We start from the raw sequence: 22,598 nt of genomic DNA on the forward strand, positions 1-22,598 counted from the left end.
GCCTAGCGCTTCAGCTGCTAGTCCCGTCTCAGCGGGAATGTTTAAAGCCTTCTTGCTTCCTGATTATCCACAAAGCTCAGCCATATATCAGTGAGTTCAGTATCAATAAATTCAATAGGTTACAGGGATGTGCCGCCTCTTCGGTAAAGAATATGAGGCTCAGTTTGGTGTTTTGACCTTGTAGGGGCCAATTTATTCGGCCCGGTTTGGTGTTTTGGTCTAAATCTAAACCTCAGTAACAGCCAGCAAAGCTGGCCAGCCGAATAAATTGGCTGCTATAAAGAACAAACCAAAACAACGCGCATCATGGCTGAAGTTCATACGTAATCAGGTCTTGCTTTGGCTTTACAAGACCCACAGCTGAAGCGTGGGACTACAAGGGCGGCACTTATCTTTGTAATTCACTTAAACAGGTCAAACTAACCCCGGTCTTGTTTGCCTCTGGTAGCTGCCCGTCTCTTTGGTAAAGAGGACTTCGGCAGTCCTGCGGAGCAGGATAATATGACCCGTTAATTTTACCGATTGGTATTAGAAGATGGCTCCCTTTCAGCAGTTATCCATTATCCACTTTATTTACGCCGAAAAGGCTGTAGTAACAGTTGCAGTAGACGCTGCTCTGCGGGGGTGCGAAACTGGGTTAAGCCAATGGTCATACCCAGCTGGCCCGCTTTAGGCTGACTCTGATAGGTGCCGAATAATCGATCCCACCAAGGGAGATTAAAGCCAAAATTGCTGTCGGTCTCATGAGGGATCACCGAATGATGTACCCGGTGCATATCCGGCGTAACCAGTATCAATCGCAGCACGGCGTCCAGCCGCTTTGGCAGCTTCACATTACCGTGATTGAACATAGAGGAAGCATTGAGCAGGACTTCAAACACTAAAACAGCCAGTGCCGGTACGCCCAACAAGGAGACGGCGGCCAGCTTGATCATCATGGACAGCACAATCTCGAAGGGATGAAAACGCAGGCCAGTAGTCACATCAAATTCCAGATCGGCATGGTGTACACGGTGTAAACGCCACAGCCAAGGCTGGGCGTGAAACAGCCGATGTTGCAGATAAATAAGTAAATCCAGCACCAGCAGCGACAACACCAGTGTTAACCAGAAAGGGATAGAGAGCAGATTAAACAGCCCCCAGCCGTGCTCGCTGGCCAGTATGGCGGCACCCACCGCCGCCAGCGGAAAAAACAGCCGCAGCAACAGCGTATTAATAACGACGAGCAGCAAGTTATGGGGCCAGCGCCCCAGGCGACCAATTTGCTGAGGCCGACGGGGTGCCCAGCATTCCCACAGCATCATCACGAGTAATACGCAGGCAAAGCAGCCAAGGCGGATCCAAGGTTCATGTTCAAGCATGGTGGCTAGCCTCCATAACGGGAATGTGCAGCACACTTGCCCAGCTGGCAGTCAGCCAGAACAAGTCTTGCGGTTCGTCAATGTCTTGCAGCCGCTCGGCCAATGTATAGCGCCAGCCCAGTTGCGTAAGCCGAGCTTGAGTGAGGGCCGCCACTTCAGGAGTGCTCCAAGGCATATCAGTAAATAAACAGCCGTTAAACTGGCGCAAACCCAGCAGCGCATAGCCGCCATCCCAAGTAGGATGCAGCAAGGCATCTTGCGTGTTCAGACGCTGGGCGGCACGACGTAATAGCGCGGGTGACAGTTGCGGGCAGTCGGTGCCCACTAGCAATACCTGCTGTACTTTATTAGATGAGGCATGGCCAGATAAGGCGCAGCGAGCGGCGCGGGCCATGCGCTGACCTAAATCCCCCTCGCCTTGGCTGCTGAGTATCAGTTGCGGTGGCAGCAACACGCCGGCCCACTCGGGAGCGTTAGGATCTGGGCTCATGCACAGCTCAACGGGCCCTATATCTGCGGTTAGACACGTATCTAGCGTACTGACCAGCATGTGACGGGCCAGCCGCGCCGCGCCCTCAAAACCCAGCGCACCCGCGAGTCGGGTTTTAGCTAAGCCCGCAATGGGTGCCTTGGCAAACACAATAATGCGGGTGCTCAACGGTACCTCCTTGCCAAGTGGGTAGGACTCACGCCACGCCAATAGGCAAAGCGCAAGCGCCACATCAGCCAAATGGTGCGCCATACGCCGTTTTGCTGCCAACGCCGCCCCGAAGTCAGCACTTTTTGCCGTAAGCAGGCCGGCTTGCCCAAACGCTTAAGACGTTGGCTTATCTCAATGTCTTCCATTAAGTCTTGCTCGGGAAAGCCGCCCACCGCAGCAAAAGCGGTGCGGCGCATAAACAGCGCTTGATCGCCGGTGGCAATACCCGACCAACGAGACCGCCAGTTCATCATAAAACTGATGACTTTTAGCATGGGATGCTGGCCGCTAATGGCCACATCAAATCTCCCCCACTGATGCTGAGTTAAAGCCGCCCTAATAAATGACTCAAAATGGGCAGGTAACCGCGTGTCCGCATGCAAAAACAACAGGTACTCGCCTTTGGTATGCTCGGCGCCTAGGTTCATTTGCCGCGCCCGCCCCGCAGTGCTACTTAACACTTTCACGCCCTCTTGCAGTGCAATGGCCACCGACTGGTCACTACTGCCACCATCCACCAAAATCAACTCGATATTAGATGTCTGGCTCTCTAAAGCTGCCAAGGTGCTAGGCAGCGCCTTGGCCTCATTAAGCATGGGCATAATAATGGACAACATTATGACGCCTTAGGATCATCATGCAGCGCGCTACTATCTAAAGCACCATTTAAAGCACCACCACAGCTGCTGCCTTGGCCGGCGGTGCAGCCATAGCAATGCTCGGCGACCCGTATCGGCTGGCCGTTTAGCTCACGATGCAGCAGATCACGCAGATGAGGTCGGTGTTCTTTATCGCCCACATCGGGCAGTCGCAAGCCTAATTGCTGGTTAAAATCGCAGTCATATAAGTAGCCTTGCCAATCCACACTCACTAAATTGCGACACATCAAATTTGCTAAATTACCGGCAGAAAAATTGTCTTTTAGTAACCGCAGATAATCATGAAACTGCCCCTTGGTGAGCAGATAATCGCCAAAGCGCTTAATGGGCATATTGGCCAAGGCAAACAGATGATTAAAGCGAATATCAAAATGCGCCAGCAATTCACGGCGATACGCCGCCTCCAAGCCTTGTTGCTCTGGCGGCAGGGTCGGCCCTTGTGGGTTATAAACCAAGTTTAATATCAAGCCAGAATCGGGCTGACCATAACCCAGCCCATTAAGTTGTTGTAATGCGGCAATGCTTTTATTGAAAGTGCCTTTACCCCGCTGTTTATCCACATTCTCCAACTCGTAGCACGGCAATGACGCCACCACTTCTACTTGGTGCTCGGCTAAAAAATCGGCCAAGGTTTCGTGGCCTGGTTCATATAAAATAGTCAGATTACACCTGTCTATTACCTGCACGCCAAGCTTGCGCGCCGCAATCACTACCTCGCGAAAGCGCGGGTGCATCTCGGGGGCGCCGCCGGTTAAATCGAGGGTGGTCAGCTTGCGTGCCTGTAACACACGGGGAATTAAGGCGAGGTTTTCGTCATCCATCATTTCGGTACGATGAGGGCCGGCGGCCACATGACAATGCACACATTTCATATTGCACATATAGCCCAAATTCACCTGCAGGGTGTCTAGCGCATTACGCGTGAGGGCCGGAAAACCCGTTAAGTCGAGGAGAGGTAACGTATCTCGCATCTTGTTTCCTTATTAGAGCGCCTGCGCGATTCCTAATCTCGGTAACCCGCATAGGTAGGAGTGAATGACTGATTGCTCATAACTCAGTATATGCAGCTTAGCGGCTGCGCACTCACCTAGGACTCCAATGTTACCGATGTTGTGCTGGTTGTCTTGTTTGTGTTGTTATGCTTAAGCCGTAACTTGAGCCTTAATTTAAGTCGTGAGCAGGCTCGGCTTTATTACAGTGCGTGCGGTTTTTATTCCTTTTTTCTACTCATATAGGCTAATTACAGGGATTTTCTATGAGCCAATATCGAATATTTAATTCTGAAGATGCCATTGCCTATGCCCGTGAGGCGGCCCAGCTTGGGCCAGATATGATCTTGCAAGGCGCAGAAATAGGAGATGGTAATCTCAATCAGGTATTTAGGGTGTGTCAGCTTGGAGAGGCAACAGGATGGATTGTAAAACAGGCACTGCCCTATATTCGCTGCATTGGTGAGTCTTGGCCCCTAACCCGGGACCGTGCGCGTATCGAAGCCGAAATATTGCTGCAACATGGGCAGAGTTGCCCCGAGTTTACGGTGGCGGTATTACATCAGGATGCGTCTTTGTCGGCCATGCTGTTAGAAGATTTATCGGAGCTGCAAGTGTGGCGCCAAGCCTTGCTTAACGGCCAGCATTTTGCCGATGCCCCTGTGCAGCTAGGAAAATATTTAGCACAGGTGCACTTTCATAGCAGTGACTTTTGCTTAGATTATCAAGCACAGCGGGCGGCACAAACGCAGTTTGCCAATCCTAAGTTAATGTCGATCAGCGAAGCCGTTTATTTTGTCGATCCCTTTTGTGATCATGAACGTAATAATGTGGCGCCAGGCATTCGTAACGATGCCGAACGGCTCTGGGCCGATCAGCCATTAAAAATACGGGTGGCCAAGCTCAAGCATGACTTTCGCTGCAAGGGCCAAGCATTATTGCATGGCGACTTACATACTGGATCTGTGATGGTGGCCGCCGGCAAGCTGAAAGTGATTGATGCGGAGTTTGGTGGTTATGGGCCTATGGGCTTTGATGTGGGCGTACTGATCGCCAACTTGTTGCTTAATTTATGCAGCCAACCGTCTTCATCTGCACAGCGGCAACGCATTAAAGACGTACAAGCTTTTTGGCAGAGCTTTAACCGCCAGTTCTTACTGTTAGCCAGCCAAACCGCCGATCCTGCCTTAGCCGAGCCTAGCTATATAGCCGCCTTTTTACGCCAAGTGTGGCAAGACGCCTTAGGCTATGCCGGTTGTGAAATGATACGCCGCACCCTAGGCGTGGCCCACGTGGCAGATATCGATAATATTGCCGACGCAGACCAAAAAATCGTCAGCCAACGGCACGCATTAGCACTGGGCCGCACTCTGATCATGCACGCCGACCAACTCAATGACGCGCAGCTGGAGAAGATAGCGTTAGCCTGCCGACCACAGTGTTGAGTTGTGAATGTTGAGTGAAGTACTTAACTCAACGCCTATAACTAAAAACTCAACACTAGCCCGAGGGTTTCGGTATTTGGCTTTATAAATTAGCCTCGTCGCCAGCGATGATAACGGCTTAACCATGCCAAGGTGCGCAGGGGCGCATGGGCGCGTTTCCACTCTCCGGCTGCGTATTTATTGGCTTCTGCCAGCGTGGGATACACATGCATGGTGCCCAATATTTTATTTAAGCCCAGCCCATGCTTGATGGCCAGCACATATTCTGCCAGCAAATCACCCGCGTGCTCGCCCACTATGGTCACCCCCAGTATGCGGTCTTTACCCGGTGGGGTTAATACCTTAATAAAGCCCTGATCTGAGCCGTCGGTAATGGCTCGGTCGAGCTCGCTCAGATTAAAGCGCGTGACTTCATAGTCGATATGTTGCGCGGCGGCTTCTTGCTCGTTTAAGCCCACTCGCGCTACCTCGGGATCAACAAAAGTACACCAAGGCACTATGGAGTAATCGACCTTAAAGCGTTTAAACTGACCAAATAGCGCATTCACGCTCGCATACCACGCCATATGAGCGGCGGTGTGGGTGAATTGATAAGGTCCGGCCACGTCACCGGCGGCATAAATATTAGGGTACAAGGTTTCTAGATACTCATTGGTGGTCACGGTGCGATCAATGGTGATGCCCAGCTCAGTTAACCCAAATCCCTGCAATCGCGCACGCCGACCCAGCGCCAGCAAGAGAGTGTCGGCTTCAATAGTAAGCGATGTGTCGCCTTGATTTACCTGTACTTGGTTTATCTGTACTTGGTTTGCCTGTACTTGGTTTACTTCTAGCCGTATACCTTGAGAGGTAGGCGCTAATTGCGTAGTGTCACAATCGGTAAGCACTCGTACTCCATCGGCGACCAGCGCCTGTTTAACCCATTCACTCACCTCGAGATCTTCTTTAGGCATAAGACGGGCATTGCGTTGCACTAAGGTGACGCTCGAGCCTAAGCGCGCAAAGGCTTGAGCCAGCTCGCAGCCAATCGGGCCCCCTCCCAATATTAATAATCGCGCCGGTGGCGCTGCTCGCTCGGCCATGGCCTGCCATAAGGTGTCACTGGTCAGGTAATCCACTTTATCTAACCCTGGCAATGGCGGTACTGCGGCACTGGCCCCCGTGGCAATAATAATACTGCGCGCCGTCAGCCGCTGCACATCACCGTTGCTCAAGGTCACTTCTACCGTCCAAGGGTCGACCAGTTTGCCGTGGCCTTGCAATACATTGACACCCAGTTTGGTATAGCGCTCCACGCTATCGTGAGGGGCTATTTTGTTGATCACCTGTTGCACCCGTTGCATCACGTATTTGAAGCTAAATTCAGGCGTGGTGCTAGTGAGGCCGTAATGCGCGGCATGGCGCATCTGGTGGGCCAGTTTGGCGCTACGCAGCAAGGCCTTGCTGGGTACACAACCGGTATTAAGACAATCGCCGCCCATGTTGCCGCTCTCGATAAGCGTGACTTTGGCCTTCACCGCAACGGCTATATAGGCGCTGACTAAGCCTGCGGCACCAGCACCGATCACTATCAGATTGCAGTCAAAATGGGCGGGTTTATTAAAACCTCGATACACTTTTCGGCGTTGCACCAAGCGCAGCACGGCACGCGCCAGCAGCGGAAAAACACCAAGCAAGGCAAACGAGGCCAACAAAGTCGGCGACAGTATGCCGCTTACGCTATTAATGGCCGCCAGCTGAGTGCCGGCGTTCACGTAGACCAAGGTACCGGGCAACATACCGAGCTGGCTTACCCAGTAAAAGGTGCGAATGGGCAGCGTGGTCAGCCCCATCAGCAAATTAATGATGAAAAACGGAAACACCGGCACCAAGCGTAGGGTAAACAGATAAAAGGCGCCGTCTCGGTTAATGCCCTTATCGATGGCCTTAAGTCGATCACCGAAGCGGTGTTGTACCTGACCTCGCAGCAGAAAACGCGATACCAAAAACGCCAATGTGGCGCCGATACTCGAGGCAAATGACACCAACACCAAGCCTTGCCAGAGACCAAAAAAGGCGCCCGCGGCCAAGGTCATAATGGCCGCCCCCGGCAGTGACAACGCCGCCAGCAGCACATACAGCACAAAAAAACCGCCCGCCATCAGCCAAGGTGACTCGGTGCGCATCGTGGCAATGTGCGTCTGTTGTTGTTTGAGGGCGTTGAGAGTAAACCAGTCACCGAGATCGAAGATAAAAAACAGCGCCATAAGCAGCACTAGCAGGATAAGCAGTAGGGGTTTGCGCATAAGAAAATCCTTTTTATGGCGATGAGGCTGGCCTATATGGCATTGAAGCCAACGAGTGGCGACTATCATTAGCGTTAAGCTTAAGAACAAAGTCGCAACCGAGCGCACGTTTCTTACAGCGAGATTGGCCGCGGGCATAAGATGCCCAATAACAATAAGTGGCGGTTGTAATAACTTTTGTAATCCTTTTTGTAAGAGCTTTTGTAAGAACTTTTGTAAGAACTAGGCTGTTAACCGCGTCTTATTAGTAAGCAAGGCACTTATTATGTGGTGCCTTTCATGGAAGACCTTATCTTAAGGAGTATGGATATGCGCGTATGTCATTTGCACTTAGCGTCTCACTTTCGTATTACCCCCGTTGCCGCCTTGGTGTCTGCATCCTTGTTAGCGCTTACGTTATCAGGCCCAGCGCACGCCGTTGAGTCGGGTGGGCATATAGCTACAGAGAATGCCGTGCGGCCGTTAGCCATGAGCAAAAACGCTTGTGCGGCTAATCCCTGCAGTGCGGCTAATAAAAACGGTGCGGCCAAAAACCCGTGCGCCGTTAAGAGTCCTTGCTCAGCTAACCCTAGCGCCAATAAAAATCCCTGGGCGACCAAAAACCCCTGCGCCATAAAAAGCCCCTGCTCGGCCAACCCCTGCGCTGCTAAACCAGCGACAGTAAACCCTTGTGCCGCCAAGGCCGTGCAGCGCCCTGCTAAATATCAGCCTTACCAAGGCGATAACGCCGAGTTAGTCACGCTAGGTAAGGCGCTGTTTAACGATACCAGCCTAAGCAGCAATGGCCTTGCTTGTAGCAGTTGCCACCAAGGTCAGATGATGTATCAGGCCAGTTTTGCCCTGCCCTACCCCCACCCGGTGGCCATGGCGCAGGATCAGTTTGGTCTGAGTCAGGTGCATTTGGATGAAATGATCCAAATTTGTATGGTCTATCCCATGGCGACGCAGCCCTTAGCGTGGGATTCAAAAGAGCTAGCGGCCTTGGTTGCCTATGTCCAAACCGAACAGACAAGCTATTCACCCAGTGGCGCCAATCCTTGCGCGGCAAAAAATCCCTGTGCGATGAAGCACCCTTGTGCGATGAAAAGCCCCTGCAAGACTAACCCCTGCGCGATGAAGAACCCTTGTGCGGTGAAAAGCCCTTGTTCAATAAAAAATCCCTGTGCAATAAAAAGCCCGTGTAAGGCTAATCCCTGTGCCGTAAAAAATCCCTGCGCGACAAAGAGCCCTTGCGCACCTAAGTCACAGTAAGGATGCCTATGACAAGCAGCACACTTCAAGCCTTGCCCAAACCGCTAGTACCGGTGGCGGCAAGCCTGCCAACCGCAGATATACCTCGCTTGCGTGCAGCCGGTGACCGAATTCGGGAATGCTATCGAGTGATGAGCAAAGGTGGGGTTAATATCGTCGGGGAAGTACTCAAAGGCCAAGGAACTTTTTTTGAGATGACCCACTATCCCCTAGACGATGTACTGGATAAAGACAGCCACAGCCAATATTACTACCATGCTCATCGCGGTGGTGAGCAGGAGCATGGCCACTTCCACACATTTTTGCGTGCGCCCGGTATTCCAGCCGATTTCTGTATGCTGGATTATCCGCAGGCCAGTGAGCCTTGGCCCCAAGAAGAACAAGCGATTGCGCATTTAGTTGCTATTGCTATGGATGCTTGGGGGTATCCCTCAAGCTTATTCGCCTGTAATCGTTGGGTAACCGATGAAAGCTGGTATCCGGCAGAGGCGGTAATTTCTATGCTGGACAGCTTTCTTATCGATCATGCCCATCCATCTTGGCCGGTAAATATTTGGTTGAGCAACATGCTGGTGTTATTCCGACCCCATATAGAAGCGCTGCTGGTGCATCGCGATGCAGTGATCGACCAGTGGCAGGCGCAATATCCAGAGCAGGACATCTTTGAAAATCGGCAGCTGGAGATCACCGGCCAGCTCACCATTTCGGTGGATGACTGGCTGGCCGAACTGGAGGCAGTGTTGGTTTAATGACCACAAGATCATAAATAACAGCGCCGCAGGTAAAGACGGCTTAGTCTTTACCTGCGGCGCGATTTTATCTGACGACTGAAAGCTGACCGCTAACGGCTATTGCTGCTGCCGTTACTTCAACTGCCACACCGTCATGTCGGCTAAGGTGTGCTGGTATTTGCGGCGGGTTTCGCGGATCACAAAGGGCACATCTTGTTGCGCCACTAGGGTAAAGCGCTCACTTAATACACGGCTTAAGCCGTCTAGAGTGGTCACATTTTCGCCATTCACCTTAATACCGCCCAACCATTTTTCTTTCGGCGTGTACTGCTCAAGCCAAGTGTAAGGTGAGGTTAATACCAAGTAGCCGCCGGCGGTTAAGCGCTCGTGAATATGGTTTAAGAACAAACTCGGATCGTATAAACGATCGATCAAATTACCGCAAAATATCAGGTCATAATCGCTAAAACGGGCCTTTAAGTTACAGGCATCGCCCTGTACAAAATCAATTTTATCAGCCAGTGCGCTATAGCCTAAATCAGTTAAGCTGACCTCTTTAAACTCCACTAACTCGCCTTCGGTCGGAATAGCAAAGCGGGTATGGCCGGTTTCTTTTAACTGAAAGCCGTGTTGAATAAAGCGTGCCGAAAAGTCGATGCCATCTACGTGATCAAAGTGGCGTGCCAGCTCAAAACTGGCGCGACCTACTGAGCAACCTAAATCCAGCGCCCTGGCCTGTTTTAATTCAGGGGTATGTTTAAGCAAGGCTTGCACACACGCTTGGGGGTAATTGGGCACATTAAAATAAGTATCACCGTAGTGAAATTCTAAGTATTGGGCGACGAGTTCGTCTGTTTCGTAAGTATTAACCGGTTCCACTGGCACCTCGGCGCTGTCGGACTCTAGGTATCTAAAGCCTGCATGTTGAAAAAAATGACGGCGAAAGGCATACCGCGCGTAACGAGTCGCTTCGTTACCGGTCGATGCCCAAGAGCCGCCTTTAAATAAGTTGTGTTGGCCATCAAAGGTAGGCGTGGAGAAGTCATCGTATAAAGGATGCACCTCAAAGCCGGGAAAGCCATCGATGGCAGATTCGGTCCATTGCCACACATTGCCCACCACATCACACAGGCCTTGATGCTCGAAGCGGTTGACTGGGCAAGAGGAAGCATAATGCTCAAGATTAAGATTACCGGGCGCTTGCGCCCAGTGCGGTTGATCGGTATCGAGCTGATTGCGTAGTACCGTCCACTCGGCTTCGGTGGGCAGGCGAATATGCGTGCCAGTTTGGGCGGCTTTCCAGTTACAAAAGGCCTTGGCCTCGAGGTAATTCACCTCTACTGGCCAATCCAGCGGCAGCGGCATTTCTTGTAACAGGTTACGCTGTATATATTCGCCGTGGCGATAAGACCAAAAACGCGGCATGCGCGCTTCACTAAACGCCAGCCAAGCTTGGCCCTCAATCGTCCACCATTTAGGTTTTTGATAACCGCCGGCACTCACAAACTGTAAAAACTCACCGTTAGACACCAGAAACTTGGCCACCTTAAACGGCTCCACGGCTACGGTTTTATGACCGTATTCGTTATCCCAGCCATAGGTGTCGGCCTCACTTGGCTTACCCAAAGTGACCGTTTCGCCGGCAATGGCTACTAGGCTATTGTGGGGTGCGGCGCCCGTTTCGCTACAGGCGGCCCACTGTGGATGAGCATCCAAATATTCGAGCGGCAACATGCGCATGATAACCGACGAGGTTTCGAGGTGAATACGCTCATGCTCTATGCCCATAATCACCAGCCAAGCGGCTGAGTCAGGAGTGATGGGCAAGCTAAGGGGCATATCGGTAATAAGCGTATCCACAATATCACGCACTTGATCACGATAGTGGCGGGTGTCGGCTAGGCTTGGCCAGTCGTAATGGGCGCTATTAAGATCGTCCCACGACATTTCATCCACGCCAATGGCAAACATGGACTCTAAGCGCTCATTCACTCTGTGGTGATGGTATTTACCGAGCATTAATTTGTTGATAAAGAATACGGCCGTGTGGCCAAAATAGAAGATCAAGGGATGGCGCAGTGGCTCGGCGCGTAAATAGTAAGCTTGTTCGTTATTAATGCAGTCAAACAAACTTTCGTATTGGCTAAAGGTGTGGTGAAAATAGTTGCGAATTTCAGCACGTTTTGCGGCGACCGAGCTGCCGGTTAATAACGGCGTTTTGCTCACCACCTCAGTTAGTTTTTCCATGTTCATCCTTGATGCCTGTTAAATGTTTCACAATAAAGGTACTAAATAAAAACGTGCCGCCCATCAGACCCGTGACTCGGGTAAATGCTTTCGTTATCAAGGTACTTTGATGGCTGAGGCTAAAAATCGGTTTACAGTCCAGTACCTTGTGCTATAACGCTGTTCTTTTCATCTTTTAGTAGGAAGTATCATGACACAATTTAGCAATGTTACCGTTATTAAGCAGGCCAATGTGTACGACGGCGGCAAAGTAACCAGCCGCGCGATCCTGTTTGCTGATGGCAGTCGCAAGACCTTAGGCATTATGCTGCCGGGCGAATATAGCTTCAATACCGCTGCCGCCGAGTTAATGGAAATCTTAGCCGGCGAGTTAAGTGTGCAATTGCCAGGCTCTGAGCAGTGGCAGGCCATTAAAGGCGGCGAGTCATTTGAAGTGCCAGCTAACGCTAGCTTTAACTTAAAAGTGACCACGCTGGTGGATTACTGCTGCTCTTACTTCGACTAAGCCACTCAGTCACTCAGTCACTCAACTAGGCCAGCCTGATGCCACAGCTATAGTTAGCAAAGCCCACTTAACTGTAAGAGAGCCTGTCATGCCGAACCTATTGCTGTTGTTAGTCTTGCTGGCCGCCCCACTTGCCGCACCGCAGGCTGTGGAATATCGTATTCGAAGGGTGGCGGATCAGCTGCACCACCCTTGGGGGCTGATTGAACTGCCCAGTGGCGAGCTATTAGTGAGCGAACGGCGCGGGCGCTTATTACGCTTACATAACGATGGCAGCCGTACCCTGATTGAAGGCCTGCCCAAGATGGTGAGCGCCGGCCAAGGCGGCTTACTGGATTTAGCCCTGCATCCCAATTTTGTAGAAAACCGCTGGCTGTATCTCAGTTACAGCCAGCCCGGAAAAGGCGGTGCTGGCACAGCCGTCGCACGGGCCAAGCTGCATGATACTCACTTAAGCAACCTAGAAGTCATCTTTGTCCAACAGCCCAAAACCACGGGCAGCGCCCACTTTGGCTCACGTCTAGTATTCGACCCTCAGGGTTATTTGTTTATTACCACCGGCGAGCGTTATCACGCCCGAGATAAAGCACAACAGCTGGATAATCATCTGGGCAAAATCTTGCGCCTGCATGATGATGGCACAGTGCCTGCTGATAACCCCTTTATCAATACCCCCAGCGCCAAGCCTGAAATTTGGAGCTATGGCCATCGTAATATTCAAGGGGCTGCTATTCATCCAGCCAGTGGCGTGCTGTGGACGCACGAGCACGGCCCGCGCGGCGGTGACGAAGTGAACATCATTAAAGCGGGTGCCAATTATGGCTGGCCCTTAGTCACTCATGGCCGAGAGTACAGCGGCGGCGTTATTAGCAAACACACGCATCTCAAAGGCATGGCAGACCCAATTTGGGTGTGGGTGCCTTCTATTGCGCCTTCTGGCATGATTTTTTATCGCGCAGACTTGTTTCCCCAATGGCAGGGCTCATTACTGGTGGGCGCATTGGCCGGGCAAAAGCTGGTGCGACTCACACTCCACGGCCAAAAAATTGTGGAAGAGCAGCCGTTGCTTAGCGATCTAAAGGTGCGCATCCGCACCTTAGTCGAAGCGCAAGATGGCGGTATTTACCTGTTAACCGATGCCGCGAATGGCCAGCTGCTTAAGTTAGTGCCCGCCGCCCATAATCAGGCCCCATGAATGACGCTTGATAAGGATTAGGTCAAAGCCTGAGCTCTGGGCTGATTTTCTGTGCATAATGCGTTAACATTTAACAACTGTATTTAATGTTAATTACTTTTGTGAACAATGAGGAATACATAATGACGCAAAAAATCTGGAACGTGTATCTGTCTGGTGAAATTCACAGTGACTGGCGTGAGCGTATTATCGAAGGTTCAAAAGCCAAAGGCTTGGCCGTGACCTTTACCTCAGCGGTAACCGATCACGATGCCAGTGACATGATAGGCGTAAATATCTTAGGCAGCGAAGAAGATAACTTCTGGCGTGACCGCAAGGCATCCGGCATTAACAGCATTCGCACCTCTACCCAAATTAAAGCTGCAGACTTGGTAGTGGTACGTTTTGGACCTCAGTACAAACAGTGGAATGCCGCCTTCGATGCCGGTTTTGCTGTTGCCTTAGGCAAGCCCATGGTGACCTTGCATGATGCCGAGCTGGATCACCCACTCAAAGAAGTGGATGAAGCCGCTAAAGCGACCTGCCGTCAGCCTGAGCAAGTAGTTGAGATCTTGTCTTACTTGTTGTCATAAATAAGCTTTCGTAAATAAGCCGTCATAAGTGGGTAGTCGTAAAAAACAGCCTATTTAGCTTAGAAAAATTGTTCATAAAATCCTTCACTTAGTGGAGGATTTTTTTTGTTGTGCCGACTTCTGTCGGCTGGCTGCCGTTTGGTGCATCCCTCAGCGCCCTACTGTTTTACAATAAGCATTCACTTATGTAGTAAAGGTAGGCGCCATGAAAGCTGGGACGTTAGCATTATTGTTAGCTGGGATATGGGGCACTGGTGCTTCGGCATGGGCTAATAATACCGTCTGGATTGATGTGAGCAGCCCGCAAGACTATGCCGCAGAGCACTTAGTGGATGCGGTGCATATTCCCTACACTCATATCGCCCGTGAGGTGAGTAGGCATTTTCCGGATAAAAACACCCAGCTTAAGCTCTACGACCGAAACCAGCGAAATGCACGGCTCGCCCAAGAGGCGTTGCAGACCTTGGGTTACGCCAAGGCAAGCAATAATGGAGCGTTAGCAGATCTTAAGGCACAAGGCTTAGCCACAGAACAAGCAGTGCAGTTAGCGCTCGCCGAGCAATCAGATCAGACGTTAACTATGCCTACCACTATGTCTTCAACTATGTATTCAACCATTCCCTCAACTATTCCTTCTACTATGCCCTCCCATGCAGGGAGTGATATAAGCGTAAATAAGGCTTTAGATCTTGCCTCATCCTCTCAGCCTGCATCAGTAAATGCTGAGCCTTTGCCACAACGGCTCGCCACAGAGCCGGTCTCCGCCGTGGTTGCCCCTTTGCCACAAACCTTGGCTCACATGCACACAGCTGAATAACCAAACGCTATAAATAATCCGCTGATGCGAGTTTATGCCTTATGCGTATCTGTGCGCTCGCCCAGCGAATTAAAAATGCCGGTAATAGATCAGCGGCGCCCAGCGCCTGAGAGGCCGAGTTAGCTAAGGCTAGAGTTTTTCCGTTTCATCGTCGCGCAAGCCCACCTTTAACACCTTATCGCCATCCACATCGGCCACGGTCCAAATCATGTCATAACGGGAAAAGTTATCGCCCACCACCGGATGGCCGTTGCTGTGGATAAGCATAAAGTCACCTAAGTTCAGGCTCGCTTCGCTCTCGTCCACGTCGACCCCGTACATAAGCCCGATATCGCGCATTTGGGCATCAGCATCAAGAATAAAGTCACCAAAGAAGGCGCGCGCCTTGCTGCGGGCCGCATCTAAGTCGCCACCAAACATATTGTTTAGGGTTTTAAGATGATTGCTGCGACCAATCACGCACAGCATGTCGCCCATGGCTAAGCGGGTGCTGCCAGAAGCAGGCAATAAATTATCGCCTCTAAAGACGGCCGCTACCCGGCAATGGGGCGGGAAGGTTAAGTTACGTACCACAACGCCGTCTATCGACTCACTGCTCACCGTATAGAGAAACATTTCAAAGTCATCTTCTTGAAAAATGCCCAACATAGAGCGGCGATGGGGTGCCGACTCGGGCGGCACTTCCACTCTTAATAGCCGTGCCATTTGCGGAATGGTGGAGCCTTGTACCAGCAAAGACACTAACACCACGAAAAACGCGACGTTAAATAGCATCATGCCCTCAGGCAAACCGGCCATCAGCGGGAATATGGCCAGCACTATGGGCACGGCACCGCGCAGCCCCACCCAAGAGATAAACCCTATCTCGCGGCGGTTAAAGCGAAAAAACGGCACCAAAGACACCAACACCGCCAACGGCCGCGCAATAAAAATTAACGCCAAAGAGATCAAAATAGCGGGTAGCGCCATGGCCCACATATCTGCCGGCGAAATCAGCAAACCTAACACCAAAAACAAGCCAATTTGGCTCAACCACGCCAAGCCATCCAGTACCGGTAAAATGGACTCCATATCGCGCAAGCGTGAGTTGCCTAATACTAAGCCCGCCAGATACACCGCCAAGAAACCACTGCCCTCTAAGAGTGCGGTAAAGGCAAATAGCGTTAAGCCAAAACCCATCACTAAAATCGGATATAAGCCGGGTGCGAGCTCAAAACGTTTGATCATTTGCACTAACAGCATGCCACCCAAAATACCGGCCACGCTACCAATGCCAAATTGCGTCAGTAAAAATAATAAGGTTTCGCCGACGCCACTCATTTCGCCGGTGATCAGGCCAATTAAGGTGAGCGTTAAAAATATCGCCATGGGATCGTTGGTGCCGGACTCAATTTCCAGTGATGCGCCAACCCTTTGGTTTAGGTGCATGCCTTTGCCGCTAAGCAAAGAAAACACCGCCGCCGCATCGGTTGAGCCCACAATGGCACCCAACAACAGGCCGTGTAACCAGCTAAGATCCAAAATATAAACCGCAATCACGCCGGTAACGCCACTGGTCACCACTACCCCTAAGGTAGCCATGCTCAGCGCCGGTTTTAAGCCGACCCTAAAGGTTTCCATACGGGTACGCATACCGCCATCCAGCAAGATAATGGCCAGCGCCAAGTTACCTATGCTGTAGGCCAAGGTATAGCTTCCAAATTCAATGCCACCTGGGCCACTTTCGCCGGCCAGCATGCCCACAAACAGGAAGATAAGCAGGATAGGAATACCGGAACGCGCCGACAATAAGGTGGCCAGCACACTCACGCACAGCAAGATCCCAGTCAGTAAGAAGAAATGTTCAAGATTTTCCAATAGTAGATATTCCGATAGGGGTTTTAGATACCGAGTGTTGTATACCCTTGGTTAGATACTCTATTTATATCATAACCTTACCTATTTAATGAAAGTGAATTTTTAATTAAATTAAAAAACTATCTATGCAAAAAAATACATACACGGGCTTATCTGGTCGTATTACAAACAACTTAATGCATAAACAGTTAACTAGCAGCCGAAAACGCTAGCATAGCCCAACGCAAGCCTACTTTTTTGAATATGATCTCATTATTAGCAGCATAAAACACTACCAAGATCGGGTGCTAGCTATGGGTTGTGTTATCAAGAAATCGGACAACCGCATATAAAAAACGAGCCAGCATAATGCTGGCTCGTTTATATCACTAACAACCAAGGTCGGTAATTAGCTGGCGTTAGGCAACACTTTTGCGATGGCTTCTAGTGCACAACCTTCATCAATCGCTGCACCACCCGCGCCCGCCACACCAATGGCACCAATCACTTGTCCGTCAACTTTTAGGGGGACGCCACCGCCGAGCAGTAATAGCTCGCCGACGGTATTTAGATTTTCGGCTTCTGGATTATTACGCGCGCGCTCAGACAACTCACGGCTAGGAGTTTTGGTAGAAAGAGAAGTAAACGCCTTACGTTGCGCGGCCAAGGTATTATGCGGGCCTACATTATCGTCGCGCTGCAAGGCAACTAAGTTACCACCACGGTCAACCACGGCGGCCACGCCAGTTAAGCCTTGGGCATGGCATGCGGCCATAGTGGCGTTCAGCAGTTTATTTGCTAATTCCAGTGTTACATCGGCTCTTTGTGCAACGCCCGCTGTCACTTGAGCTGCCGTATCGGCAGCAGTGGCGGCAAAGGCCGGAGCGGCACATAAGGCCAAGGCAATCAGGGATCGGCGTGCGGTCATCATCATAATCGAGTTCTCCGTGGGGATGAAAGTGAAGAAAAGAAGCAAAATGCTAAGTGCCCCTATCTTGCCTGCCCTACCCCGTCAAACCGATTGCCAACAGATTACGGTTTTGTAATGTGGGCTAGCTGCCCCACACATAACTCCAAAGACTAAAAATAAAGACAGCCCTTATTTTCCTGAAATTAACTCTATATATAGGCAGCGCAGCCGCCTCCCACGACACGCTGTAAATCCATCCATGGAAGCTCAGAAATGACATCCCTGTCATTTCATGGTCGTGGTAGGTCTTCTGCGCTGCCTTCCCCTAAGATCGAGTCACCTGTAAGCATCGCTGTGGATACCGTTTATCACCTTCCATTTATCCACTCACAGCTTATAATGCTCCAGCTTCATTTGAATTCAGTTTTAGTTTCTGTTCTCAGTGTTAAAAACTTAATAAAAGGCGTCAGCAGTAGCCTGCTTGGCCGCCCTTAGGCTGACTAAAAGGACTAACTGTGCTCAAAAAGTACAGTGAACATGGGCGTTTACAATCGGAATTTTAAAAATAATATTAGATAAATCAATGCATTGAAAATCGGCAGCGTTGATACTAGGCATTAAACGCGGACAAATCGAGCATGCGTGTTTTGATGATTAAGCAAGGATGCCATAGCAAGTTAAAGTTATTTATAATCAGTAGTTTATGGTGAAGCTTTCTAAATGTGTCATGAGTAAAAACGCGCATGCGCAGTATTAAAAATGTTATACACACCAGAAAATGAGCGCCATATGGAAACTCAGCAACTACTAGAAGCAGCGCAAACAATTCAAGTAATCCAATCGTTGCTTCATGACGAAAAAAATGAATGGCTGCCTGTAATAGCAGCCATTGGCGGTGCATTTATCGGCGGCATATCCACCTTTTTACCGTCGTATTTTCTTGAGTCGAAGAAACATCGATTAGAGCGGCAGGCAATAACTACTGCGCTAACATCTGAAATATCCGCCCTCTTAAAAATGATGGAGCACCGAGATTATCTTGGCGGCCTCATAGAAGCAGTAAATTACTTAAAAGAAAATCCAGAAGACAAATACATTCTAATGATCAAAGTGCCCGAGCACTACTCTAGGGTTTATCAATCGCATATCGACCGTATCGGGCTTGTAAAGCCAGAACTAGCAGCAGAGATAATTGAGTTCCATCAACTAATCGACGCAGTAGTTCAAGACGTAGTGCCGGGCAGCCCAGTTCAAGAAGAAGGCGGAGACATAGAAACATTTGAGGAGTTGGTAAAAATTCTTGAGTCCGCCATACACATAGGCAACAAGATATCGAGTGGGCGCGTATAACAATGCGCTCAAATAGCTCACTTCGTTCGCTGGGACTGGCTAAAGCCAGCCCCTTAGCTTAATCGTTATTTCTTATAACCACATCCGTTCTGGAATAAAAATGCTGATCAATGAACAAGAACGAAATGCGTTATATAAGGTTATTTACGGCAGACGAGATGTGCGATCTGAGTTTATGGCGACACCCGTGGCTAATGAGGTGCTGTTAAGGATCTTGAAGGCGGGCCATCATGCGCCGAGTGTGGGCTTTATGCAGCCGTGGGACTTTGTAGTGGTGCGCGAAGAGTCCACCAAAATGGCAATTAAGCAAGGGTTTGATGCGGCCAATGCGCAGTCGGCGCAGTTATTTTCGGGTACGCGGCAAGAGCAATATAAGAGTTTAAAACTGGAAGGCATTATGGACGCGCCGCTGGGTATTTGCGTAACCTGCGATAGAGAGCGCAATGGCCCAATCGTGCTGGGGCAGACCATAAAACCAGAAATGGACCTCTACAGTACGGTATGTGCCATTCAAAATATGTGGCTGGCTGCCAGAGCGGAAAATATTGGTTTAGGCTGGGTGAGTATTATTGATGATGCCGTGCTGCGCGCCGCACTCGATATTCCGGAGCGCATAGAGATTATTGCGTATCTTTGCTTGGGCTATGTGTCTGAATTTAGTGAACAGCCCGATCTTGAAAAGCACGGCTGGCTTGAAAGAATGGATATAAGTAAGGTGATCCACGCTGAAAAGTGGTCTGAGCGAAAGTAATAGCTGTGTTCAATTTTACGCCTGCGGCGTAATGCGAGAACAAGTGTTCGCCTACAAAACACAAGACACTGTGCGGCCGACGGGAAGGCTTAATCTTTAACAGTAAGCTAAGGCCTGAGCCAAATTCTGCGCTCAGGCTTGAGTTTCAAGAATCAAAATCCAGCTTAGTAATCAAACCCAACTTGGGCTTTTACGCCGGCATCGAAGGCGTGTTTTACCGCTTCTATTTCGCTGACAGTATCGGCTAATTCAATCAGGGAGCGGTGGCAGCTGCGGCCGGTAATGATCACATGTTGATGTGGCGGGCGATTTTTTAGGGCGGTGATCACGCGCTCTAAATCCAGATAATGGTAAGCCACCATGTAAGTTAGCTCGTCGAGCAACACCAGATCGATACTGGGATTGGCTAGCATCTTCTCGGCCGGCGCCCAGGTTTCTTCACAGGCTTGCATGTCTTTTTCACGGTCTTGGGTGTCCCACGTAAAGCCGGTGTTCATGACCACAAACGGCACACCAACTTTTTGTAGCAAATTACGCTCGCCACATTCCCAACCGCCTTTAATAAACTGCACCACGGCGGCACTTTTACCGTGGCCCACGGCGCGGGCAACGTTGCCAAAACCGGCGGTGCTTTTACCTTTACCGTTGCCGGTGATCACCATCAGCACGCCCCGCTCTTCTTGGGCCTCGGCCACTTTGGCGTCTACCGCTGCTTTTACTTTTTGCTGGCGCTGCTGGTGGCGCTCGGCTTTTACCTGCTCGCGGTTATCGTCTTGAGTGTCGCTCATGATGTTCCTTATACCTGATGATAAAAATGATTACGCTTGGTGGTTGAGTGCCGCACCCAGAGTACGAAAATAACGGCTGAACGCGGCATTTATCTGTAAACGCTGCTCGCCTTGGGGATATAAACCCAGCTCGGCTTCTTTGGTGGCTTTCGTGCCCTTCACTAAAAAACCGTTTTTGATTATCGCATCTTGTACGAAGGCTTCAAAGGCGCGAGCACACAGCTCTTCGGGCTGGCTGTAATAAAGGGTGTTCAGTTGGCTGTCGGCGGCGGCAGACGCCATAAACAAGGGGCTGGGCGCATTGCCTGAAGCGTCTAATAAAATGGCCTTAAAACAGTCAAACAATAAGTCGTTAAGCGGATGCGCTACTGTGGCGGCGTTATTAAGCCAAGCATGAGAGGCAAAGGTGCGAGTGCCGGCTTGGGTCATGCTTTTGCCGGCAAGACTCTTCGCCGCAATACTTTTTGCCGCTATATAGTGATCGAAGGCGTGAAACCACTCGTGGGCTATGCTGCCGGGGCCGGCGTTTTTGGCCAGAGAAAAAGTGCGTGTAGCAGGATTATAGTGGGCCGAAACACCTAAGCGACCGCCAATACCGTATTGCAATGACAAGCTGCCGCGCAGGGAAATGAGTGACTCAGGCCCTTGCAGAATCAGCATAAGATCGCAAAGCGCATCAAAAAATAAGCCAGCGGCGCGTTCTCGCTCAATGCGGGTGACCCAACGGCCAATTTCGATACTGGTGAAATCAAAGCGGCGGCGCACCTGCACAAAGTCGATGATCTCGCCGTGAGTATGGTCGGGACCATTACGATAATAGCGAGACTGGGTCTCGCTATTATTTGTGTGGTAGTTATCACTCACCTTAACCTAGTGCCGCCCTGTGTTGTACTTATACCCTAACAATGGGCTTAGTCTATCAGCCCACACGGCTAGGCTAAAGCTAGGGTTAGCTTATGTTGATTATGTTCACTTTTGTTAGCTAGGGGGCTCGTCGCCCGCTGATCAAACTAATAATGAAGACGATAATCCCCACCACAAAGACCAGTTTTGCTGCCCATGCAGCCGTTCCTGCCATACCGCCAAAGCCGAGTGCACCGGCGATGAGAGCGATGACTAAAAATATAATTCCCCAACGAAACATAAACTGCTCCTTACCTAAGTGGAAATCGTAGCTGAGTAACATGTCCTTCTGATTGTTCGTTTTAAATGTAGCAGACGAACCATAAATTCAACCTTTTGCTTGGGCTCCAAATTACGCTCAGAGCCCAAGCTTATGTTTAGCTAAGGAGTGGTACTCAACTAATAGCCCCAGCTAACCCACGTAAAATGGGCAGTCAGTGTTAAGTGAGACCTTATTATTGCGTGACTATGAGGTCGTTTTTAACGCTTTGTACACCATCCACACTTTTGGCCACGTTTTCGGCATGAGTTGCTTGCGCCTGAGTGTCGACTTCGCCGGTGAGTTGCACCACGCCATCTTGGGTTTCTACAGATACCGACAGGCCGGGCACGCCATCAGCGGCAAGAAACTTAGCCTTAACAGCACTGGTTACCATGGCATCATCGGCATATTCTTTGACTGACTGATAAGCCTTGTCTTTTACAATAAGCTTGTCGCTTACCGACGCTACGCCCTCCACTTGACCTGCGATCTCTGCGGCCTGCTTAATTTGTTCTTGGCTGGTCACAAAGCCCGAGAGCGTCACTACAGCATCTGTGGTTTCTACTGAGATATCACCACTGTTGATGGCATCGTGTTTCAATAATTCGCCTTTAACCTTAGTGGTGATCATGGCGTCATCTATGGTGCCTTTGGTGGCCTCGGCTGCCTGACTTAGCGTATCGCCAGTGCGCTCAACGGCGCTTTCAGCTTTAGTGGAGATAGTATTCGTTGTTTCAGATACTGAGTCTGCTGCAAAGGCGCTGCCGCCAGCTAAAACGGAGCTCAACACAACAGCTATCATTGAAGGTGAAAATGTTATTTTTTTCATCGTTATTTTCCTCTCGTTGCTATTTGAACACTGATTTATAAATACGGCACTTTATAAATAATTATAAAAATTAAAAAATAAAAAACGACATTTCACTCGTTGCTTCCGTTATATTTCTAGACTAATGAATCGAGGGGTGCAAGTGAATATATTAATAAAAAACCCATCACTACTCAGCATAAAACACTACTAAAAGACAAACAATCTATATT

Annotated in this window: 21 protein-coding genes; 9 read left to right on the forward strand and 12 right to left on the reverse strand. The window is 50.2% G+C overall.

The features are described 5' to 3' along the window. Window positions 1-569: 569 nt before the first annotated feature. Genes ACEN2G_RS06540 through arsS form a run of 4 tightly spaced genes read right to left on the reverse strand, consistent with a single transcriptional unit; the run spans window position 570 to window position 3,691 of the window. Entirely contained in the window at window positions 570-1,361 is a 792-nt protein-coding gene (locus tag ACEN2G_RS06540) for a sterol desaturase family protein (RefSeq protein WP_442020673.1), read from the reverse strand. Then, window positions 1,354-2,019, reverse strand: a complete 666-nt coding sequence (locus ACEN2G_RS06545; RefSeq protein WP_442020674.1) for a TIGR04282 family arsenosugar biosynthesis glycosyltransferase — start codon at window positions 2,017-2,019, stop codon at window positions 1,354-1,356. The genes ACEN2G_RS06540 and ACEN2G_RS06545 overlap by 8 nt, the downstream gene beginning before the upstream one ends. Next, a complete protein-coding gene (locus ACEN2G_RS06550; RefSeq protein WP_442020675.1) occupies window positions 2,016-2,678 on the reverse strand; it encodes a TIGR04283 family arsenosugar biosynthesis glycosyltransferase in 663 nt (220 codons plus the stop codon). The genes ACEN2G_RS06545 and ACEN2G_RS06550 overlap by 4 nt, the downstream gene beginning before the upstream one ends. After that, window positions 2,678-3,691: an arsenosugar biosynthesis radical SAM (seleno)protein ArsS gene (gene arsS, locus ACEN2G_RS06555; RefSeq protein WP_442020676.1), complete on the reverse strand. Its 1,014-nt coding sequence runs from the start codon at window positions 3,689-3,691 to the stop codon at window positions 2,678-2,680. The genes ACEN2G_RS06550 and arsS overlap by 1 nt, the downstream gene beginning before the upstream one ends. A gap of 284 nt (window positions 3,692-3,975) precedes the next feature. Between arsS and mtnK the strand changes: the two genes are divergently transcribed. Further along, complete coding sequence (gene mtnK / locus ACEN2G_RS06560) at window positions 3,976-5,154, forward strand: S-methyl-5-thioribose kinase (protein WP_442020677.1); 1,179 nt, start codon at window positions 3,976-3,978, stop codon at window positions 5,152-5,154. Window positions 5,155-5,243: 89 nt separating this feature from the next. Here the strand turns inward: mtnK and ACEN2G_RS06565 are convergent, their stop codons facing one another. Next, window positions 5,244-7,439, reverse strand: a complete 2,196-nt coding sequence (locus ACEN2G_RS06565) for an FAD-dependent oxidoreductase (RefSeq protein WP_442020678.1) — start codon at window positions 7,437-7,439, stop codon at window positions 5,244-5,246. Window positions 7,440-7,748: 309 nt separating this feature from the next. On the opposite strand from ACEN2G_RS06565, the gene ACEN2G_RS06570 reads away from it, so the two are divergent. Together ACEN2G_RS06570 and ACEN2G_RS06575 are read left to right on the forward strand one after the other, a co-directional pair. Further along, the gene (locus tag ACEN2G_RS06570; RefSeq protein WP_442020679.1) at window positions 7,749-8,690 is read left to right on the forward strand and encodes a c-type cytochrome; all 942 of its coding nucleotides are present in this window, start codon (window positions 7,749-7,751) and stop codon (window positions 8,688-8,690) included. A gap of 8 nt (window positions 8,691-8,698) precedes the next feature. Continuing rightward, window positions 8,699-9,439 (forward strand): DUF6969 family protein, encoded by a 741-nt coding sequence (locus tag ACEN2G_RS06575; protein ID WP_442020680.1) that lies wholly within the window; start codon window positions 8,699-8,701, stop codon window positions 9,437-9,439. Between the two features lie 114 nt (window positions 9,440-9,553). Here ACEN2G_RS06575 and ovoA read toward each other — a convergent pair whose 3' ends face one another. Next, entirely contained in the window at window positions 9,554-11,668 is a 2,115-nt protein-coding gene (gene ovoA, locus ACEN2G_RS06580) for a 5-histidylcysteine sulfoxide synthase (RefSeq protein ID WP_442020681.1), read from the reverse strand. A gap of 190 nt (window positions 11,669-11,858) precedes the next feature. On the opposite strand from ovoA, the gene ppnP reads away from it, so the two are divergent. From ppnP to ACEN2G_RS06600, 4 genes are all read left to right on the forward strand, one after another. Then, entirely contained in the window at window positions 11,859-12,173 is a 315-nt protein-coding gene (ppnP, locus tag ACEN2G_RS06585; RefSeq protein WP_442020682.1) for a pyrimidine/purine nucleoside phosphorylase, read from the forward strand. An 88-nt stretch (window positions 12,174-12,261) separates the two neighbouring features. Continuing rightward, the gene (locus ACEN2G_RS06590) at window positions 12,262-13,368 is read left to right on the forward strand and encodes a PQQ-dependent sugar dehydrogenase (protein ID WP_442020683.1); all 1,107 of its coding nucleotides are present in this window, start codon (window positions 12,262-12,264) and stop codon (window positions 13,366-13,368) included. Window positions 13,369-13,490: 122 nt separating this feature from the next. Further along, the gene (locus tag ACEN2G_RS06595) at window positions 13,491-13,940 is read left to right on the forward strand and encodes a YtoQ family protein (protein ID WP_442020684.1); all 450 of its coding nucleotides are present in this window, start codon (window positions 13,491-13,493) and stop codon (window positions 13,938-13,940) included. Window positions 13,941-14,145: 205 nt separating this feature from the next. Beyond that, window positions 14,146-14,757, forward strand: coding sequence for a rhodanese-like domain-containing protein (locus ACEN2G_RS06600; protein ID WP_442020685.1), 612 nt, complete (start codon window positions 14,146-14,148; stop codon window positions 14,755-14,757). A gap of 129 nt (window positions 14,758-14,886) precedes the next feature. On the opposite strand, the gene ACEN2G_RS06605 is transcribed toward ACEN2G_RS06600, so the two are convergent. Next, window positions 14,887-16,614, reverse strand: coding sequence for a potassium/proton antiporter (locus tag ACEN2G_RS06605; protein ID WP_442020686.1), 1,728 nt, complete (start codon window positions 16,612-16,614; stop codon window positions 14,887-14,889). 388 nt (window positions 16,615-17,002) lie between these two features. Next, window positions 17,003-17,527: a GlcG/HbpS family heme-binding protein gene (locus tag ACEN2G_RS06610; protein WP_442020687.1), complete on the reverse strand. Its 525-nt coding sequence runs from the start codon at window positions 17,525-17,527 to the stop codon at window positions 17,003-17,005. A gap of 765 nt (window positions 17,528-18,292) precedes the next feature. Between ACEN2G_RS06610 and ACEN2G_RS06615 the strand changes: the two genes are divergently transcribed. Together ACEN2G_RS06615 and bluB are read left to right on the forward strand one after the other, a co-directional pair. Then, the gene (locus ACEN2G_RS06615; protein ID WP_442020688.1) at window positions 18,293-18,853 is read left to right on the forward strand and encodes a hypothetical protein; all 561 of its coding nucleotides are present in this window, start codon (window positions 18,293-18,295) and stop codon (window positions 18,851-18,853) included. Window positions 18,854-18,953: 100 nt separating this feature from the next. Continuing rightward, window positions 18,954-19,604 carry a 5,6-dimethylbenzimidazole synthase gene (gene bluB, locus ACEN2G_RS06620; RefSeq protein WP_442020689.1) on the forward strand — a complete coding sequence of 217 codons (651 nt, stop codon included), beginning with the start codon at window positions 18,954-18,956 and terminating at the stop codon, window positions 19,602-19,604. Window positions 19,605-19,768: 164 nt separating this feature from the next. Here bluB and cobO read toward each other — a convergent pair whose 3' ends face one another. From cobO to osmY, 4 genes are all read right to left on the reverse strand, one after another. Next, a complete protein-coding gene (cobO, locus tag ACEN2G_RS06625) occupies window positions 19,769-20,392 on the reverse strand; it encodes a cob(I)yrinic acid a,c-diamide adenosyltransferase (protein WP_442020690.1) in 624 nt (207 codons plus the stop codon). Between the two features lie 30 nt (window positions 20,393-20,422). Continuing rightward, complete coding sequence (locus ACEN2G_RS06630) at window positions 20,423-21,256, reverse strand: CLCA_X family protein (RefSeq protein WP_442020691.1); 834 nt, start codon at window positions 21,254-21,256, stop codon at window positions 20,423-20,425. Between the two features lie 118 nt (window positions 21,257-21,374). Beyond that, window positions 21,375-21,536 carry a DUF1328 domain-containing protein gene (locus tag ACEN2G_RS06635; protein ID WP_442020692.1) on the reverse strand — a complete coding sequence of 54 codons (162 nt, stop codon included), beginning with the start codon at window positions 21,534-21,536 and terminating at the stop codon, window positions 21,375-21,377. 214 nt (window positions 21,537-21,750) lie between these two features. Next, window positions 21,751-22,386, reverse strand: a complete 636-nt coding sequence (gene osmY, locus ACEN2G_RS06640) for a molecular chaperone OsmY (RefSeq protein ID WP_442020693.1) — start codon at window positions 22,384-22,386, stop codon at window positions 21,751-21,753. Window positions 22,387-22,598: the final 212 nt, after the last annotated feature.

This window comes from Oceanisphaera sp. W20_SRM_FM3, assembly GCF_052119705.1.
In the GTDB taxonomy this organism is placed as follows: Bacteria; Pseudomonadota; Gammaproteobacteria; order Enterobacterales; family Aeromonadaceae; genus Oceanimonas.